General features: G+C 58.4%; 17 protein-coding genes. 9 read left to right on the top strand and 8 right to left on the bottom strand.

Features of this window, described 5'->3' with window-relative positions:
- Window positions 1-30 precede the first annotated feature (30 nt).
- Window positions 31-600, top strand: coding sequence for a hypothetical protein (locus tag D8896_RS05270; RefSeq protein WP_121821038.1), 570 nt, complete (start codon window positions 31-33; stop codon window positions 598-600).
- The gene (locus tag D8896_RS05265) at window positions 600-1,610 is read left to right on the top strand and encodes a Kiwa anti-phage protein KwaB-like domain-containing protein (protein ID WP_121821037.1); all 1,011 of its coding nucleotides are present in this window, start codon (window positions 600-602) and stop codon (window positions 1,608-1,610) included. Before D8896_RS05270 ends, D8896_RS05265 begins: the two co-directional genes overlap by 1 nt.
- A gap of 73 nt (window positions 1,611-1,683) precedes the next feature.
- Here D8896_RS05265 and D8896_RS19235 read toward each other — a convergent pair whose 3' ends face one another.
- The 5 genes from D8896_RS19235 to D8896_RS05245 are packed head-to-tail and all read right to left on the bottom strand — an operon-like array spanning window position 1,684 to window position 11,223.
- Window positions 1,684-2,316, bottom strand: a complete 633-nt coding sequence (locus D8896_RS19235) for a hypothetical protein (RefSeq protein ID WP_162991457.1) — start codon at window positions 2,314-2,316, stop codon at window positions 1,684-1,686.
- Between the two features lie 12 nt (window positions 2,317-2,328).
- Window positions 2,329-6,171, bottom strand: coding sequence for a hypothetical protein (locus D8896_RS05260; protein WP_121821036.1), 3,843 nt, complete (start codon window positions 6,169-6,171; stop codon window positions 2,329-2,331).
- The gene (locus D8896_RS05255; protein WP_121821035.1) at window positions 6,168-6,749 is read right to left on the bottom strand and encodes a BREX protein BrxB domain-containing protein; all 582 of its coding nucleotides are present in this window, start codon (window positions 6,747-6,749) and stop codon (window positions 6,168-6,170) included. The genes D8896_RS05260 and D8896_RS05255 overlap by 4 nt, the downstream gene beginning before the upstream one ends.
- Window positions 6,746-10,459 (bottom strand): hypothetical protein, encoded by a 3,714-nt coding sequence (locus tag D8896_RS05250; protein WP_121821034.1) that lies wholly within the window; start codon window positions 10,457-10,459, stop codon window positions 6,746-6,748. Before D8896_RS05250 ends, D8896_RS05255 begins: the two co-directional genes overlap by 4 nt.
- Window positions 10,456-11,223, bottom strand: coding sequence for a BrxA family protein (locus tag D8896_RS05245; protein WP_121821033.1), 768 nt, complete (start codon window positions 11,221-11,223; stop codon window positions 10,456-10,458). Before D8896_RS05245 ends, D8896_RS05250 begins: the two co-directional genes overlap by 4 nt.
- A 233-nt stretch (window positions 11,224-11,456) precedes the next feature.
- On the opposite strand from D8896_RS05245, the gene D8896_RS19230 reads away from it, so the two are divergent.
- The 3 genes from D8896_RS19230 (at window position 11,457) to D8896_RS05235 (ending at window position 12,834) form a co-directional block, all read left to right on the top strand.
- On the top strand, window positions 11,457-11,621 hold the full coding sequence (locus D8896_RS19230) for a hypothetical protein (RefSeq protein ID WP_162991456.1): 165 nt from the start codon (window positions 11,457-11,459) through the stop codon (window positions 11,619-11,621).
- A gap of 80 nt (window positions 11,622-11,701) precedes the next feature.
- A complete protein-coding gene (locus D8896_RS05240) occupies window positions 11,702-11,953 on the top strand; it encodes a hypothetical protein (RefSeq protein ID WP_162991455.1) in 252 nt (83 codons plus the stop codon).
- Complete coding sequence (locus D8896_RS05235) at window positions 11,938-12,834, top strand: hypothetical protein (RefSeq protein ID WP_121821031.1); 897 nt, start codon at window positions 11,938-11,940, stop codon at window positions 12,832-12,834. The genes D8896_RS05240 and D8896_RS05235 overlap by 16 nt, the downstream gene beginning before the upstream one ends.
- A gap of 6 nt (window positions 12,835-12,840) precedes the next feature.
- Here the strand turns inward: D8896_RS05235 and D8896_RS05230 are convergent, their stop codons facing one another.
- Window positions 12,841-13,056, bottom strand: a complete 216-nt coding sequence (locus tag D8896_RS05230) for a hypothetical protein (protein ID WP_121821030.1) — start codon at window positions 13,054-13,056, stop codon at window positions 12,841-12,843.
- A 267-nt stretch (window positions 13,057-13,323) separates the two neighbouring features.
- Between D8896_RS05230 and rdfA the strand changes: the two genes are divergently transcribed.
- The 3 genes from rdfA (at window position 13,324) to D8896_RS05215 (ending at window position 15,284) form a co-directional block, all read left to right on the top strand.
- Window positions 13,324-13,986, top strand: a complete 663-nt coding sequence (gene rdfA, locus D8896_RS05225; protein ID WP_375137051.1) for a rod-determining factor RdfA — start codon at window positions 13,324-13,326, stop codon at window positions 13,984-13,986.
- A gap of 167 nt (window positions 13,987-14,153) precedes the next feature.
- Entirely contained in the window at window positions 14,154-14,357 is a 204-nt protein-coding gene (locus D8896_RS05220) for a hypothetical protein (protein ID WP_121821028.1), read from the top strand.
- Between the two features lie 69 nt (window positions 14,358-14,426).
- Complete coding sequence (locus D8896_RS05215; RefSeq protein ID WP_121821027.1) at window positions 14,427-15,284, top strand: hypothetical protein; 858 nt, start codon at window positions 14,427-14,429, stop codon at window positions 15,282-15,284.
- Between the two features lie 9 nt (window positions 15,285-15,293).
- Here the strand turns inward: D8896_RS05215 and D8896_RS05210 are convergent, their stop codons facing one another.
- Entirely contained in the window at window positions 15,294-15,959 is a 666-nt protein-coding gene (locus D8896_RS05210) for a hypothetical protein (RefSeq protein WP_162991453.1), read from the bottom strand.
- Window positions 15,960-16,377: 418 nt separating this feature from the next.
- On the opposite strand from D8896_RS05210, the gene D8896_RS05205 reads away from it, so the two are divergent.
- Complete coding sequence (locus tag D8896_RS05205) at window positions 16,378-16,848, top strand: hypothetical protein (protein ID WP_121821025.1); 471 nt, start codon at window positions 16,378-16,380, stop codon at window positions 16,846-16,848.
- A gap of 199 nt (window positions 16,849-17,047) precedes the next feature.
- On the opposite strand, the gene D8896_RS05200 is transcribed toward D8896_RS05205, so the two are convergent.
- A complete protein-coding gene (locus tag D8896_RS05200; protein WP_162991452.1) occupies window positions 17,048-17,458 on the bottom strand; it encodes a hypothetical protein in 411 nt (136 codons plus the stop codon).
- Window positions 17,459-18,271: the final 813 nt, after the last annotated feature.

Here is an 18,271-nt window from a genome sequence, read left to right as displayed (position 1 = left end):
TTGACTTCCGAATAGAATCTATAGCACCTAATGGGGCGCATACCGAGCTGGGCCAAGATCGTCCTATTCCTAAGTTCCTATAGCCCGCTCTACATCATCGTCGCCCTTCGCGCCCACGACGCTGTCCACTCGATTTTGGGGTACCGACTCGAACCAGTCGGAGTTGGCCCTGTCGAGTTGTCTTATCTCTCGATTGGCTCTGTCATTCTCACCGTCGTCAGCGTCGTCTTCTTGGCCCTGATGATACGGATGAATCGTACGCGGCAGGGCCAACTGAGTGAGATAGAACAGTATAGAAACCGGTCAGATATGTTCACAGAATACCTACTGGTCTACATATTCCCGTTCATCGTATTCGAGTTCTCTAACGTGTTCGACGTAGCGGCGTTTCTGGTCTTGTTCGTCACAGTCGCAGCAATCGTGATCCGGTCGAACCGCCTCTTCGTCAATCCTGTACTGGTCGCCTTCCGCTATCGAGTGTACGAGGTTGAGACGGAACACGAGAGGCGAATTCTGCTCACTAAAGACCGTCTGGATGGTAATGACATAACAATCAACACCGCAAGAATAAGTAGCGACGTGTATATCACTACAAGATAATGAGTTCGGCGAGCCGGAGCGAAGCTCGAGATCAATTCGATAGACTGGTTGACTTTCTGCAACGGATTGAGGATATCGATACAAGCGAACTCGGGATTGATCTCCTGCTGGCTCGTTTAGACGAGAGCAGCGACGAGGAATACGACTATAACTTCGAACGTATCTCGTTAGATCAAGAAATTCCTGAGGAGCTGGAGGAGCTGTTGCGCGACAAGGTGGAAAACAAGCAATCTGCACTAGAAAACGATAGCATCCGCTTCTCGGAGTATAGCCTCGAAAATCGAGATCGAGATCAGACGTTCGTTCAGTACGAATCCAGCGAAAACATCCCTCAATTCGACAATTTCGAGCGGTTGCTTGAGGGACAACGGTTTAGCCACACCACGTATACTGAACCACCGAAGCCAGAGTTCCAAGCGATCCGCCTTCGAGACGAGGACAACGATGAGATGGCGATCGCGTTCCTTCACTACAGCCGTCGACAGATTATGGGACGGACGTCTTGGGCCCGTATGAAGGTCGGGAGCGAAAAGCACAGAAAGGTCGATGAATCCCTAATCTCGATTCCTGACCGAGTTGACGCTATCTATTACGACGAGTTGATGTATATTTTCAACCAGTCGAAGTTCGAGAAGGTCTTCGACTATCTCGCTGAATACGAGCGTTGTGCAGACGAGGTTATCGATGCTATCGATGAGACGGATATCCCCTTCCACGACTTCGAGATGTTCAAGAACGCCGTCTACGGGAACAATCGCGTTCTCCGATTGATGTACAAAGTCCACGAGCGTGGAACGTACGAGGAGCTGGATTCGGACGATGCGACGTACATCCGTGACAACTTCGACACGGATGTGAAATTCGAGGAGAACGACGACGGTGAAATGGCGATTAAAATGGACGATAAGCGGGATGTGTGGGCTGTACTCCGCTTCTTCAACGATGATCATCTTGACTCGCCGCTCACAGACGAGCAGTATATCTCACTCTCAAAGCAAGACGCTGGATAAGAGGTCGTTCCCCTCCTACGTTTTATGGGAATCTGATGATCAACACGGGGGTACAAGCGACCAAAACTTAGGATCAGATAACTTTTCTTAGAAACCGGTGAGACTGGAGTTCACCATCAATCTGCGTTTCTAATTCGTCGAAAGTAACTGTATCCCCCGGTGAGACGAATTCCGCTGTTGGAGAATCCTCTACATCTTCAAGAGCTTCTTCTAACTGGTCTCGCAGATCTTCCGAGAGTTGCTTCTGTAGTAATTGTAGTATGAGGACATTCAAACTAACTCGTCTATCCCGGTAGCTCCCCATCGATCGCCCGGAACCAGCCCGCAATTGTTCTCGATAGTCGATTTGATCATTAATTTTCTCAATATCTTGATAATGGTTTAGAATCGAATCCCGAGTCTCCTCTTGAATAGTCATCAACACACCATTATTCAATGCTGATCGAAATGCAGAGGTGTGGAACCGCCCGAGACTATCCGTTCTTTCAGAATTCGATACAGACCATTTAATATCTTGAGATAGATATGGTTTCAAATCCTTAGCTATCTCTCTATTCTGCTCAATCTCACTTTGAACTGCCCGTAACGACCGTATTTTATCCCGTCTTTTATAGAAAAGGAATGTCAGAAATACAGTCACAATAGCTGTGAGACTACCGGTGGCGAGGGAACCAACAAGATTCCAAGTGATCAGGTTCCCAGCCATAAACAGCCAGTTTCAGTCCATAGACTCCACTAATACGACCGAGCCGTCTTCGAGTTCGTTCATCGTCTCTCGAATCCGCCGCAACTGCTCATCAACGCCCTCAAGCAACTGTTCGGCATCCTCAATCAACTCCCTCTCACGTTCGTCACTCGGTGGACTGGTTCCTTCGACGGCGTCGACAATTTCCGTTGTCAGTTCGTGACCGGGGTACTCGGCCTGCAGTTCATCGGCGAGTTCAGCCAGCCGCTCATCGACCTTGAATGGATCATCGGCTTCCTCAAGTAGTTGCTTCACCTCGTCCACGCTCGGCGGCTGTGATCGAGACAGCGTCTCCTCCACGTCGCTCGTGACCGGGTGGTTCGGATACTCCTCTTCAAGCTGACTCGAAGCGTCACGGAGCTGCGACCAGAGACTGGCTTCACCCCCAGCCGCTTCGAGGAGGCGTCGTGCCTTCTTGTATCGCTCGGCTTGCTGGACGACCGATGGGTCGACGAGTTCTTCCTCTGAGAACGACCCGCCCTCCCACGCCGTCTCGAAGAGATCGTATAGGTCGTCGATCGTCACACCCTCGAATTCGACGGAGACGCGGTCGGCGATCTCCTTGCTGCTCCCGTCGTGGGCGTAGAGCCACGTAACGAGACTGGAGACGACACTCTCCGGCCCCTCGTCGGCTGGCACCTCGCCGGTGATGCGCTCGTACTGCTCGCGGACAACGCGCTGCCTGTGGGCGTCTGCCTCGTCGATCAACGTCCGCAGTCGCTCAGCGTCGGGCACTTCGTTACCGCCAGCGATGCTCTGCATATCGCCGGTGACATCTGCTCCGGGGTGGAGTCGCTGCATCTCGGCCGTCCGATCGCTGAACCGTTCCCACAGCGTCTGATCGTCTTCATCTGGGCGGAATAGCCCTCTGGCACGAGCGAACCGTTCGGCCTGTCGCTCGACTGCATCGGTCGCGAAGTCCTCGGTCTCAAGCCCTTCTCCGCCGAGTGCCGGCTCAAGGGCGTCCTCAAGCTCGTCCAGCGACGCACCCTCGCCGAACTCTCTGCTCACGCCCCGAAGGATGCGTTTCACGAGGACGCTGTTCTCCTCGACCCAGTCTGCCAACTCCGAGAGCCACGCGTCCGGATCACTACCCTCCGGTGACTCGCTCATGAGCGTCCGGACGATCTCCCGTATCTGGTCGGGATCGATACCGTCCAGCGACTCGAATCGAATCTGTAGGCTAGTCAGATTCGTCTTGTTCCTGACCGCCCGTCCGATCTCCTCGGGCTCGGTGATGTACTCGTCGTCGCGGCGGAGAGCGATTTCGTTGGCCGTGGCGAGCGTGATCAGCAGCGCCGCGATGGACTCCCGTGGTGTCCCGCGGTATTTGCCCCCGCGCTGGACGGTCTGAGCGAGCAAGTCCTCACCGCGGAGCGATTGCGTGTTCTCGTAGTCATCGAGGAACTCCTGACACCACCCGTCCGCGAGTTCCCCCCGGTCGGTATCCACGCCGAGCGTGACGGCATCCTCACTCGACAGCGGCCAGTCGTCAACACCGCGGAAGAACCGCGCCATCTGCTTCGCATCGTCGACCTCGGTGATCCCGTTCGTCAAAGCGTGCCTCGTCTGGCCGAACACAGACTGCACCTGATTCGTCACGACCTGCTCGAACACGTCGCCGTAACGACCCCTCGTGTCTCCGGTTCGGACGTAGATGTCGGCCTCGTCGAGCTGGTCGCGTACCGTCGATTCGAGCGCACGCTGATCGTCGCGGTGGTCGGACTCCAAGTCCGGATACGTCTCTGTCTCCTCCGACAGGACTTCCTGCATCCCCATCACGTCCCGCAGACGCTCGACAGTGGACTCCGAGATCTCCACGGCCACGAGGACGTGTTCGCCCCCGTCCTGTCCCTCGTTGGTCGACTGCCACGCATCCACCTGATCGGCCACCGTGTCGGGGCGGTCGGCGACCAGCCGGACGCGAATTGCATCGAACTCCGGCGTGGGAGCCTGCTCGATCGGATCGAGGACGGAGTAATCGAACCGGAGCGGCACCCGGCGCTCGCCGTCGAGGTCGACCTCGTGTCGACTGCCTGCCGAGAGGAGGTGGTCACTCCCCTCCTGCAGGTACGTCTCCAGCTTGGCCGACAGCCGGTGCGACGAAATCTGTTGGGCACGCGTCTTTGCCCGCGTGAGGATGTCTTCCTGTTCCTCGGAGACGAGCAGGTACTCCTCGTCACCTCGGTCGCTCGTCTCGGTCAGCACCTTCCTGTCCTCGACGAGGTCGGCCAGCGCCGACTCGACATCGTCTTGGACTTCTTCGAGTGATGCGTCGGTCGATTCCACCATCAGTCGGGCGAGGTTCGCCGGCGTGGATGGCACCTCCGAGCGCACCTGATTCAGGAGGTACAGCGCCTTCGCGACCCGCACCGAGAACGCATCTTTATCCCCGCCCGCGGATGGGACGAGCTTGTTCTCGACCATCTCTTGCACCCACAGCGGGACGTACGTCGTCTCCTCGACCAGCAGGTCGTACAACTCGTCCCACGTGACGAGGGCGCCGACTGACTTCTCGCCCCACTCGAACCGCGTGAACAGCGACCGCACGAGGATGAGCAGGGCTCGCCCCTGCACGTACTCCTCCTCGGTCACGCGGCCACGCGGCATCAGCTGCTGGATCACCGTGCGCAACAGTCCGAGGTCGTACTCGCGGAACGGGTACGACTCGATTGCATCGGGATCCGCGCCCGTGATGTCCGCGTACGTATCGAGCGTGAGGTCGGGAAGCGCCTGAATCGCCGCGTCAACCGCCTGCTCGCCGTCGCCGTCCTTCTGGAGCCATCGTTTGCGGACGATGATCTCGGTATCGGCCCCCTCCAGCGGCTCCTGCTCGCCCCACCATGGTTCGTCGGTGACGTCAGAGTCCTCGAACTCCCCGTGGATGCGATCGAAGGGATACTGGCCCGTCCCGACGATGGGTGGGTTCGGCCCCGTCGCGGGGTTGGTCAGGGCCTCCATCGTCTCTTGGAACTCCCGATAGCGGTGGCGGCCGTCGCCGATGAACAGCGCCACTTCGTCGAGGCCGATCAGCAGCTCCGTCTCTGTCTCGGGCGTACTCAGGGCCTCTTGTGCCGATTCGACCCGATCGACGAGTTCGTCCGGGTCGAATTCGTCCGGATCGACCTCCTCAATCGCAGTATCGATCGACTGCTTCACCTCGTCGCTGGAGCGATACGGCGAGTCGTCGAGTGTCGGAACGGCCCCATAGAGCCAGCTCCGCAGCGAGGCCCGCTCGTCGTACACCTCGTCAAACGTTCGCCCGTCGTATTCGATCTCCTGCAGTTGCTCCCAGCAGTCGCCGTGGTTCATGTCCAGCTGCCACGCCCATTCGAGCAGCCAGTTCGGATCAGTCGGATACCCGAGTTCGCGGCCGATGGCCTCGTAAATGAGGTAGGGGAGTGGCGGCTCCTGTGACGCGTCTCTGTTGAGGAGGTTGAGGAAGACCGGCTTCAGGCGGTCGACGTGGGAGTCGGCGATGCTCTGTCTAAACGACTGGAACCCCGGCCACCGACTCGCCAGTTCCTCACCGAGGTCAGCGAACTCCGACTCGGTGTCGGCGGCGAATCCGGCGAGCTTCAGGAGGTGGGTCTTCCCCGATCCGAACGTCGCGGAGATGTAGAGGAAGCGCGACTCTTCCTGAGGGTACTTGTCGATGAGGTTGCCGAGCGTAGTGAGGACGCTCCGTGCGCTGTCGGTCTCGTAGAACTCGCGAACGTCGTTCTCGGCCTGCGCTCTGGCGTTAACCTTCTGGACTTCCTCGAGTTCGCGGGTCGGTGACTGCTGGAAGATGTCGTGAATTCGGTGGTCGCTCATTGGAGATGCACCTCCTCGATGCGGCCGTCGATCTGGTGAGCCGGGTAGTAGTTGCGCGATTCCTCGCCGAAGAAGCTCAGCTTCCCGCCGACGATGTCCCCGGGGAACGGGATGCCGATCGTCGACTGGACGTTGCGGCGGTCGAGTTCGTCGAGCAACTCCGAGGCCCGCGTGAACGGATAGAGACTGCCGAGATGGGTCAGGATGACCACGTGTCGCTGCTGGTCGGGAGAGGCGATTTCTTCGACCATGACCTCGACCAACTCTTCAGCGAGTCGGTCTTGCATCGTGTCTTCGATCGTCGCTGGCTCGGCCTCCTCACCGAGGTCAACCGCGAGGTCGAACACATCGGTCTCCACGAGCAACTCGTCAAGCCGGAGGACTTGCACGGTTCCGTCCGTCGGGAAACCCTCGGTTTCGTGTGGGTTGTCCGCCCACTCGACGAGGCGGTCAGCGACGCGTCGCTCGTATTTCGGCTGAACGGGGACGATCACGAACGGATTCCGAATGCCGCGACGCCCGTCTGCGAATCGTGCGAGCCGCTCCTTGAAGTCGTGGAGCGGCCGCTTGCTCGTCATCGGACGATCACCCCCGTCTCCGTCCGCTCGATACTGAGATCGCGCCGTTCGGCTAATCGCTCGAGTTCAGCGTCCAGCGACTCCCGATCCGACGGGAGGACACCGACTGCAGTGACTTCCGACGGCTGTTGGTCGCCGACGACCGTCTGCAACTCTTCGAACGTGGCCCGCAGTTCGCTGATCTCACTGCCCGTGACCACGCGGAGTGGCTCCGTGTCGACCAGCGTGTCCGTCGCACGAATGAAGGCATCCGCCTCAGTCCCCGTCGTACCGCCAGTCACGGTGCTGACGGCCTCCGAGATGTCCTCGTACCACGACACAGCACGGCGAAGCGGCGTGATGTATTCGTTTTCGAAGGCAGGGCGGACGTTCGATCCGAACTCGCTCGGCGGTCGTATCCACGGGTGGTCATCGAATTCGCGAACGAGTGTATTTATGTCAGTCGAGTTCTGGAACGTCTGCCATGCGTCCTCGATGGCGTCGTCCAAGGACGGCGAGACAGTACGGGAATCGTTGAACATGTCCCATCCGTCGTGTGTCCACCACTCGTCGTCGTACTCCGCGATATTATCCCGAAGTTTCCGGCTGGCAGTTTCGCACTCGTCGGTCAGCCAGTCGAAGGACTGTCGAGCGAGAGTGAGCTGGGCGTCGAGTTGTGCAAGTGCCGGCAGGCGGAGATTCCACACCTCCTTGGCATCGTCGTACCACTCTTGGGCATCGTTGGTGGCTTCGACGACCCGCTGCCAGTCGGTGTCGCGAGACTTGACGGCCTCGTGGCGGTCGTTAGCGTCCTGTTGTTTGTCTTCGAGAGCGTCGACGAACGAGTCGAGCAGACCCTGAACGTGCTGCGTCTGGACGTCGCTTTCTGCGACCAGTTGCACGTCCTCGATGAGGCTTCCGAGGCGGCTGGCCAGCGTGTCGTTCGCTGACTGAAGCCTTACCAGCCCGTCGGGGATTGTCTCGGTTGAGTCGAGGAACCCACCTGACTCAAGTATCTGCCGTAGACCTTCACCCTCACCTCCAAGAGCAAGACGTGTAGTCGTCAGCTTACTGAGATCGATGATGGTATCGAGTTCGAGTGAGTCTCCAGTCTCGTCGACTGGGAGGAAGTCGCCCTTGCGACAAAGTCCCCAGATGATGGCGCACAACGCTGGGCGGGCATCGTCGTACACTGCGAGTTCGGAGGTCTTCTCGCGTTGCTGTTCTTCTTTCTCTACGATCCCGTCAAGGACAGTACTCATCGCGAGACTACCGTCGCTCTGCTTCAATTGCTGGCCGGTGAATGCCCGCACGTTGTTCTGGATGGAACCGCCGTGAGTCTCCGGATCCTCGGTGGCAACCTCGATCTGTTGGGCCCACGCGGGCAGCGGGTCTTGGGCCGAGAGTCCTCGGAGTTCCTGTAGGTGTTCATCGCCGATCTGCAGCATCACGGGGTGGAAGTCGTCGGGATAGCGAACATCGACGAACTCTTCGACCGCCGAGGCCAGTACACGAAGGTCAGTCCGATCCTTGACGGCAAACGAGCCGCTCTTGAGTGCCTCGACGAGCTTGCTTCGGACACGAGTTGCCCGCTCGGAGAGGTCGCGCTCCACGGACTGCGGGAGCGTGTGGTCGCCGACGGCGGCCCTGAGCGACCACCACTCGATGAGGGTGTCGCGGAGATCGTTGAGACCGTCCTCGCTGATCGTCCATTCGAGTGGGTTCCCATCATAGTCGACCTCTGACACCTCGGGTGACAGCCCCTCGATGGCGACCTCGACATCGAGTGCGTCGTCGGCCTCGACGGTCGTGTCGAACGCGATGCCGTCAACGCTGAACTCGTAGCGAACGGGGTACTGCTCGCCGGTGTCGGCGTACTCGACAGATGTCGGAAGCGAGAGATCGCGGACGACATCGTCCCAGAGGTAGCTGTCGACGGACTCGATGATGGCATCCCAGTCGGGATCGTCGAGGTTCTGCTCGGCGGCCTCGATGATCTCCCGCTCCTCCGGGTGGGTGAAGGCGTACTTCGGCCCGGTCTCGTCGTGCGTCGGCCGGATGAACTTCCGGAGACGTTGGAGCGAGTCCTCGACCCGGTTCTCCATCTGGAACTGGGTCGGGCCGTCGAGGTCGCTCAGTATGGCCACCGCGAGGTTCCGCTCGGACATCGGAATCGTCTCGGGAACGTGCTGGAGGAGCAGAACGGCCTTCGCGACGTCCACGTCGATCTTCTCCAGCTCGCCCTGCCGGTGTTGCTCCTCGATCTCCTCGATGACCGCGACATCCTGCGGCGTGATGTCTTCGAGTTCCGGTTCGATGAGGTCGTAGAAATCAACCAGCGACACGAGGTGTGCCTCCTCGCCGGCCTCCATCCACTCCTGCAGAAGGCCGTGGACGAGGGCCAGAATGGCCCGTGCCGTCCCCGAGAAGATCGACTTGGCGGGATCGCGGGCCTCTTGCCGGAGGTTCGAGAGAATCTCGAGGAAGAGCGCTGGCTGATACGGCAGGAACGGGTAGAAGTCGAGTAGTCGCTCACGGTCGATGTCGTCCAGCGGCGGTTCGGTGTTCTGCTCGATGCCCGAATACACGAGCAGCGTCTCCGGCTCGTTGCTGGTGCGTTCGAGGACGCGTTCCGTTGCCCGTCTGCCGTCCTCGGTCTTCTTGAGCAGCCGCTGGGTCGAGATCTCCCCGACGTGTCTGCTCGGGAGTCCGAACCGGTGGGGGAACCGATCCTTGACGATGCTGAAGTCGGCACCGCGAGCCGCGAACTGCGGCTGGACGTCCTCGATCTTGGCCTGTGCGGTCGCCACCAACTGGATGTCGCCGTCGCCGACCTCGTCGACGCTCTCCGCGAGCGTCTGCAGTTCGGTCAGGCGGTCGAAGTCGGTTCCGATGAACAGGCTCACCTCGTCGAGCAACAGGACGAGCTTGACTGGCCGCCCGAGTTCGTCCTCCCGGTCGCTTCGCAGCTGTTCGAGCCGGCTGACCATCGCCTCGGGATCGAGATCCGAGGGAGTCAGGTCGTCCAATCCATCAGCCGTTCCGGTCTCCTTCTCAAAGAGCGTCGGCAGAACCACGTCGGCCAGCGCGTTGTACTGCTGGACGTCCTCCCAGTCGTACTTGTCCGGGTTGGCGACGGTATCGCGAAGCGCAGCTCGAGCGTGGGTCGTACGGTCGGGCCACGCGTCGGTCGTCCGATACCAGTCCTCGAAGTATGCCACGTCAAGCTGGGGGGAGAGCCCGCCTTCGACGCCGGTGAGGCGTTCCGACGTGTGGGCGGCCTGCAGGACGATTTCACTGAAGCTGAGTTCCTTCTGCCCTTGGTGCTTCAGGAGATTCACCGAGATCGGGATGACCTCGTACTCGTCGTGAATGGAGTCCCACGTCGTCTGCAGCGTCGACAGATCGCGCCCGTCAGTCAGTTGTCCCCAGATGTCGTCTCGCCGGCGAAGCCACTCGCTGTCCATCAGGCCGCGAAGCACGCTGAGGAGGTGACTCTTCCCGCTACCGTAGTATCCGTAGAGCCAGTAGTTTGCTCCCGACCGCATGTCCTCCGAACGACCGAGCAACCGTGCGAGGAAGTCGGACATGAAGTCCTCGGCCTCGTCGGTCACATGGTAGGTGTCAATGGAGTCCAGCCGATGGTCGCGGCCATCGTCTTCCCGGTCGATCCGCACGGACTCCTCAAAGTCGGCGCCGACATCGGCGGTGAACCACGATTCGTTCGTCATATATCCTCCTCCATCGGTTCGGCCCAACCGTACGTGTCGTCAACCGGCTCAAGGCGCAACTCTCCGTGGATGCCACTTGCCTCCCAGCCGGGATGGTTGCCGACACGTTCAGCCAGCGATTCCCAGTACTGCTCCGGCTGGAAGAGATAGAGCCAACCGCGAGGTTGGGAAAGCCACTCGTCTCCAGCATTCTCCCAAGAGTAGCCCGCCGCGACGAGGAGCGGAATCTCGCTGATGTTCGGAGTTTGGCCTTGTAACGTTTGCTGCGTTTCGATAACACCGATCTCTCGCATCACGCTTCGAAGTCCTTCGCCCCAGCGAGCGGTGGTCGAGTCTGCGTAGTCGAACTGCTCCCCGTCCGAATAGTGGAACTCGTTGAGAAGCGACTCGACGGTATCCTGTTCAAAATCAAGTCCCCCCACACCGCGTTCCTGCAGTCGGCGGACGTACTCGTGAACGACGAATTTGACGAGCGGGTCATCCTCGATGAGATAAAAATACAGTACCTGTGCCTTGTCCCGCTTCCCTCCACAGAGATCGAAGATCGACGGCAGTCGGGAAATCGCTGGCAGTGACCTGTCTGCGGTTTTGAAACGGGAACTCAATACCCGATAAATCTTGCGCGAACTCCCACGAGTGCTCCGACCATCACGTCTCTCCTCGAACCAACGATCCTCAACCGTTGTCCAATCCCTGTGTTTAGCGTAGAGCTTCGCCATCTCCTCAGCTTTCTCCACGAGGAGGCCGCACATCGTGAGATCCATCGAGACATCGTCATGCGAAAAGGACGAATTAAGGGAGGGGAGCAGATTCGTACCCCCATCTCCGCGAGTGCTCATACAACGATACGACCCGTCGGGGACACTTATTTGATATGGTGAAGATTTCTGCTCTCCAACTCATGGTATGAATCTGTTCCTCTTTCACGTCGGTTGACCCAGATATGTCTGTCAGCCACCATCACATACGATCTCACAGGACTACACGGCTCCTCCACGTGAGCGATACCCCCCGGGAAATTCCAATATGGGAGCTATACAGCCGAGAGGACTTCGCTAACACCTTCGAGCAGGCTATCGAGTACGCAATCGACAAAGATGTCGAAGAGGTCATCTGTGTGGATGACAGCTTCGAAGCTCGCTATCCTCGCCTTCCAGACTAGAATCGCTGTATCGATATTCTCCAGCCACTCAATACCGCCGACATCCTTTCTACGGCATGGTCGGCAATCACGAGCACAAGATGGACGATCAATACCTCCATCTCATCCGCAAGACTGGAGTTGCGAAGCGTCTCGACAAGTGGCCAACTCTCCTCAACGACGAGGGCGCCATCTACGGCATCGACGCCGTGACGCGGCTGGCGTGGCACGCCAAAGATGTCACACTCGAATCGCTCCAGAGGATGTCTTCACCGTTCTCTGTATGCATCAACTTCTCCAGCCCAATTAACTTGGTCATACCGCCGGTTCAGCCAATATGGACGACGAGCTGAAACGTCTGATAAACACACTCCTCGATGACGTCGAATGTTTCTCCTGCAACACCGAGCTTGACATCCAAGCCAACGAACTGGAGCGCAAGTCTCAACAGGTCTACACTGCCCGCCACGACTGCCCCGGGGACAACTGCAACATCGAGTACGACGTGCGAGTCGAGAACAGGGACTTGGCTCTCCTATTCGACGCGAACGAGCGCGGCACAGACAGACCTGAAAGACCGGCAGACATATCCAAGACATCCCGAAAGGAGCCCCTGCAAAAGGAGTCACACCCCGTCCGTAAGCTCACCGACGCCGCAGCCGAACTCACCAACGCCATCGCCATCCTCCACCACAACCAGCAACGCCTGCAGGAAGCACACGACACAATCGAGGACGAGGGCATCGATCAGGACGGCGACTTCCACCGCCGAGTGAGAGCGGACGTCCACAACTACACCGCCGCCGCATACAGCTTCGAGGAAATACTCGGGAAGAACGTCGAACCGCACCTCCCATCGGATGGCTCCATCGAGGACGCCAAGAACAAGTTCAAGAGAGAAAACGAGGTCATCAAGGCCCTGCGAACCTATGGCCAACACCACCTCACCCTTCCGTCCTCACTCGTCCACTTCCTCGGCCCCACCACCGACGACACCGAGATAACGATAACCGTCCCGATAGATGACTTGGATGACTTCAGACCCGGCGATCCCGAGGCATCCTTCGAGCCAGTCGATGGAGACCACATCGACGTTATGGATCGTGTCAACCGTCACTACGAGGCTGCCGAGAACCTCGTCGATACGATGCTCGAAGTCGCGGAAGAGGAGTACGAGGAACGGGTTGATGAGTATCGCGAGGTCACATCGTACCCCGAGATGGGGGGAGAATGAACGCGGTTACTCGGCTCGAATCTCGACAACTTCCAACCGGGCGTCGTGACGCTTACAGGACGGACATGAGTCGCGGAACACGTCGCCTTCCTCAACCGGCGGAGCCTCGTCATACTCCAACAGCACCGTGTCGCCGCAACCCGGCACCTTCTCGTCGGGGATGTCGTCTGCCATACCATCCTGTTCTGGATTCGGATGCAACGCTCTGACGTACTCGACCATCCGCACTTCCTATTATTCATCGTTTACTTATAAATGTAAAACCGCAGCTGCTACACCTTCTGCTCGATCTCATTCAATTCAACCACCTCCGACGAGTAGAGGAACTGGCTGATCTACCGCGTACCGAGACTGTCGAACTTGTTATCGTACAGCGTGACGAGCCTGCTCCTCGAGTCTCCATACTCCCGTACAACTCGCCCTGCTCGTCGTAAATGGGATGAGATACCTGTGAGTTCAGCCAGAACTTGAAGAAGACGCAGCAATCCGATGCAGCCTTCAAGTGGACAGGGCTGCGCAACCGGGCCCAAGACGATGACCAAAACCTCGTGCTGCAAGGTGGGGCGCGTCCGGGACGATTACTCGATGTACAATCTCGACGAACGACTCCTCCACAAGTACAACGAAGAAGATAAGGGCGTCAGAACCCTCGAAGACTGGTTCAACCAACTCGTGCTGGAGCGAGCGATGGAGAAAGCAGGGATGACGGTGCTGGATGGTGACGCGGAGAACTACTATCGCTTGCTCACCGACGATGATGTGCTGGACTCGGAGAGACGCCGCGCCGAAACGGAACTTCGTGAACAGGGCGTGGATGTTGACACCGTGAACACCGATTTCATCAGCTACAGGACTCTGCTGAGCCACCTCAAGGACTGTCTCGACATCGACACCAGCCGGGACTACTCACCGGACATCAGCCACGACCGGAAGCAGATCAGCAAGATGCAGACCAGATTTACCAACGTCGTGGAAGGAACGTTGGAACGACTTGTTCGTAATGGAGCGGCCAGCATCGACGATCCAAGGGCCAGCATCTCCTTTCACGTTCGATGCGGAGAGTGCGATCGAAGACACAACGTCCTTGATTTTCTCTCCGAAAACCCCGTCTGTCCCTGCCAAGAAGCCGAGTCAGCAGAGTCCAACCCGTGAATCTGCACGCGCCTACTCGAGTGATACAAACGAGAAATACAATACTATTGGATGAGGTTTTCATCTCGACGGTATCGGCCCCAGCCTTTGACTTGGTCTCTGCTTCTGCCCCGGATGCTGCCCGGGGCACATCCATTTAACTCAGGAACAGCGCACTCGATGACAGAATGTTCCTCGACCCGCTCGATCGGATTACCAACGGCGGACGGTACTCGGACGATGACCTCGATCTCCTTTCACTCGGCGCGAACGACCTCAACATCCGAATCCACGCCCGGGAGAGTGAAACCACGGTCAAAATCGACACCCGGGGCGAGCAAACCGTGGAGATCGAGACCCGTGATGGTCATCTCCAAACCGTGGATACCTGAAGTACCAAGTGTGGGGGGGCGAATTCTGTTCAGGAAAATGATATATTTTCCCGGGGCGTTCCACGGGATATGGCCAGCGTCGAGTTCCACCGCGAGGTGAACTTTCCGGATTCCGACCTCCGGGCAGTCCAGAAAGACGGTGTATGGTGCTTCAAGCGGGGCGAGACATACTATCCCAGCGTCAACGAGATCGTGCAGAGAGTGCCTTTCAATCACCCCATGGAGGGAGAACTACACGAACCTCTGTTCCCGCTGGAAAACTACGATCGGAGCGTCGAGAACCCGGAACGCGTCCGGGAATACGCGGGACTGGTCGGGCGCACCGCACACTTGAACCTGCAGGAGAGTCTGGAAGACGACTACCGATCCACCCACAAGCGAGACGACATCAAAGTCCAACTTCTCGACCCCAACACCGGCACAGAGGCCGAGGTGGTCTCCACGCTCAAGGACTACTACCCCGACCGGTTCATCTTCGACGATCTCGCCAAGCAAGCCCAGTCGGATGCTCGCGACATCACGTCCCGGGTCAAGGACGCGCTTTGCGACCTGATCGATGCCGAAACGTACGCGGCCGCGAAAATGCAGGTCATCAGGTGCGAACACGCCGAGACAACCAACTTCCTCAACGAGGAACACAAACACGGCGACGCCGGCTATGCCGGTCGAATCGATCTGCTGCTCCTACATCCTGACACCGAGGAAGTGATTCTCGTTGAGATCAAGACCTCAAAAAGAGTTACTAACGCCTCGAAAATGCAGACAGTTGCCTTGCATCAACTCGACTCGCTCGACATCAACAGCGCCGTGATCGTCCGTGCGGGGCGCAACGACTACCGTATCCACGAGGCGGATGAATGGGCCGAAAGAAGACTGTACAACCGCTTCAAGGCGGAAGCTATCACACTGTTTCAAGAAATCAACTGAACCACCACGTCACCGCCGCCAGTCCCGCAGCTCTCGCGGCCCGTACCCCGACACGAGTTCCTTCGCCTTCCCCACGCTGAGGTAGTTCGCTACACCGGTCTCTATCTCAAACTCCATCACGCGTGCCCACGCCTCCTCAACCAGCCGGCGGTTCCGAACGACAGCCTCAACGAGCGTCTCGTCGCGGCGCGTGGCCATATCGGTCTCGCTCCCCACCAGCTGCTCCAACTCGTCCACGCGCTCTTCGAGCTTCTCGCGCTCGCGTTGCTCGGCTTCCAACTGTTCCTCCATCGAGGCGACCTGCTCGCGCAACTGTGAGAAGTTGCCCTCCATCCCGCCCCGGAACTGCTGCCACTCGCTGAACAGCTCGTCCGCTATGCCCTCGATGTCCTCGTCCATCTCGTCCAGTCGTCGCTCGAAATCATCGATGCGGTCGTGAAGCAGATCAAGACGGTCGTGCGTCTCCTCGGCGGCGTCAAGCACCTCGTGGCGGCGTGCGTAGTGGGTCAGGTCACTCCACATATCGCTGACGTACATCTGCCCCTCGTTCGTCAACTCAAACACGCGCACGTCGTTGCCGGCGTGTTCCTTGCGGTCAACCTCGCGGACGAGTCCCGCGGGGGACAGGTACTCGTCGATGCGATACCTGATGCTACTGCTGTCGCCGCCGGTCATCCTCCTCAACTGCGAGGTGCTGGCTCGACCCCGCTTGTGCAGCGCAGACAGCACCATCTGACTGAGATCATCGCACCTCTCTGGCTCAGAATATGTAGCACGCACTACATTAATAACTCACTCACGACGGTGAATAAATCACTCGGCAGAACACTCGGCAACTGCCGGCTATGGCCACAAATATACGGGATTATTGCCGGGGGGTTGGCGGCCAGCGGCGGAATCGACTAGAAGCCCAATAGGACATCCCCCGGGTGGGATCACAGCGGGTTCGCAATCGGGGGAGACACCCCGTTATCGAAGTGAAAGTCTCGGGCCGAGTGGCCCCGTGATGGAAAGGGGTCAGCACCCCGTGAAGGACTTACCAACGACCGAGGGGAGCACAGAACCTATCAAAACCGCGGAACAGCACCCGGATATGCACACCGCGTGGAGCGATGAACTGCCCCACGACAACATCGACTGGTCAGAACCGACAACGCTGGACAATCTCACGCCGGCGCTGACAGTCAGAATGAACACCGGTGGCGAGACCGAGGCCACCGACAAGCCGCGCACCATCGGACTGGTGACGTCACCGCCGACCCGCGTCGACAACTTCATCGAGCGACACTCCCGGGGCAAGATCGCCGTCCCGGACTACTACAAGGACTTCAGCGACCTCGAAGCACCCACAGGGCCGAGTGACGAGCAAGGGCGCGAAACCACGCTCACTCCAGTGATCCTCGAAGGAGGCGTCAGGGCGCTGAATGGGAAGGGAAGGTACAGCATCGACGAGTTCACCATCCACGACTGTCTGCCGGAAGGTGCCATCGTCCGCCGACACATCGACGGGAAAAACTACGGTGCCGCGTTCATCGCCGCCGGAATCACCGAGCTGGGGATCTAGGTCTCACTCCGCAACCATCCGCTCAAACACAGATCTAGCCCGTTCATTTGCTTCGGCGAAGGACTGGTATCCTATCGGTAGTTGATAATCCGGTTTCTTTAGTCAGTATGCCTATTGAACTCGTCCGGGAAAAGCGTCTGAGCGCGGCGACTCGCACTCTCCACCGAAGTGAAAAATAAAAAGGAAAACCGCGCTGGCTTCAACTCCGACGCACGTCAACGACTTCACCGACTTCCTCGTAAACCATCTCGCTCTCATACTCACCGTAATCCTCGAAATCATCGATATCAAACTCATCAGGCAACTCGGCAACACGAGCCACCGCATCACCCCATCCATCACGGTGATCCCACGTCGTCCTGATGTCACCAACAGGGTGCTCAACCGCTCCCAGATCACATTCCTCGTCGTACACCTCGATGCCAACATCCAACCGCCACTCCCTCACTCCATCGCGGAACGCGAACGGATCGGGATTCCAATCCATCACGGTCACGTACACCTGAAACTCGATTCCCGCATCGGTTTCGACGACTACCATCTGATCCTGCTCTACCGCTGAGATGCAGTCGGGGAGCGACGGACGCTCCCTCCTGCCTACACTGCTCATCTGCACACGTGTGTACGGCCGTCCCGCGGAAAACCCCGTCGTCTGACCACCTTCCGGTATTAGAAAGTTCGGAATATCAAATTGCCGTGGGCCCCGATCCGAAGTGATACTGTTCCCTCGTGAACATCACTACAAGCACGCGACTCTCAGAGAGGGTCATAGAAGGCCGAATTTCGAATCAATCTCCGACGCGACGGATAGGGCGCGGAGTGGAAAGAGTCGAACAGGTGCGCCTATGCGCGTCTGCACGTGCCTGTGCGCGTTAGCGTCGGCCGCGAGTTGACGTTGGAGACGAGATCGACGTTTCAAACGTGCGGGACGAGAGAAATGTGCGGAATGGCGGAAGCGCCAGAAACGACGGACACGAGTGCGACGGCCAGCAGTCCAGAGCGACAGCCGTGGAGAGAGTCGTTGGCTGTTCCTCACGTCCTCCAAACTTTGTTCAAAACAAAGTATGTGTGTGTAACGTGAGGAGTGGGGGTGGGAGTCTGAGTCAGTCGTCGTGAAGATGAGTCGGGGGGCGTGAGCATTATGTTATCCCTTTGAACAAACCAACACCAACCTTACCTACCTACTATACTCTTTCTAGTAAAAGTAATTTAAAGTGTGTATTATGGGAAAGTTTAGGATGAGATGGTTGGCCTAGGCTGCCGTCCCCACCGAGCCTCTCTGGCCACCACGAGCAACGCCCGTCAGAGCAGGCACGTCGAAAACGTCGCTTCAGATGTGCGTCCGATGCAACGGTCTGACTCCGACAACGCGAAGCAACCGTCAATCCAGCGGCAACGTGTGCGAGCGACATAGGCTAAGTGT

The organism is Halostella salina (assembly GCF_003675855.1).
GTDB lineage: Archaea > Halobacteriota > Halobacteria > Halobacteriales > Natronoarchaeaceae > Halostella > Halostella salina.
This window is presented reverse-complemented; position numbering and strand designations above follow the sequence as displayed.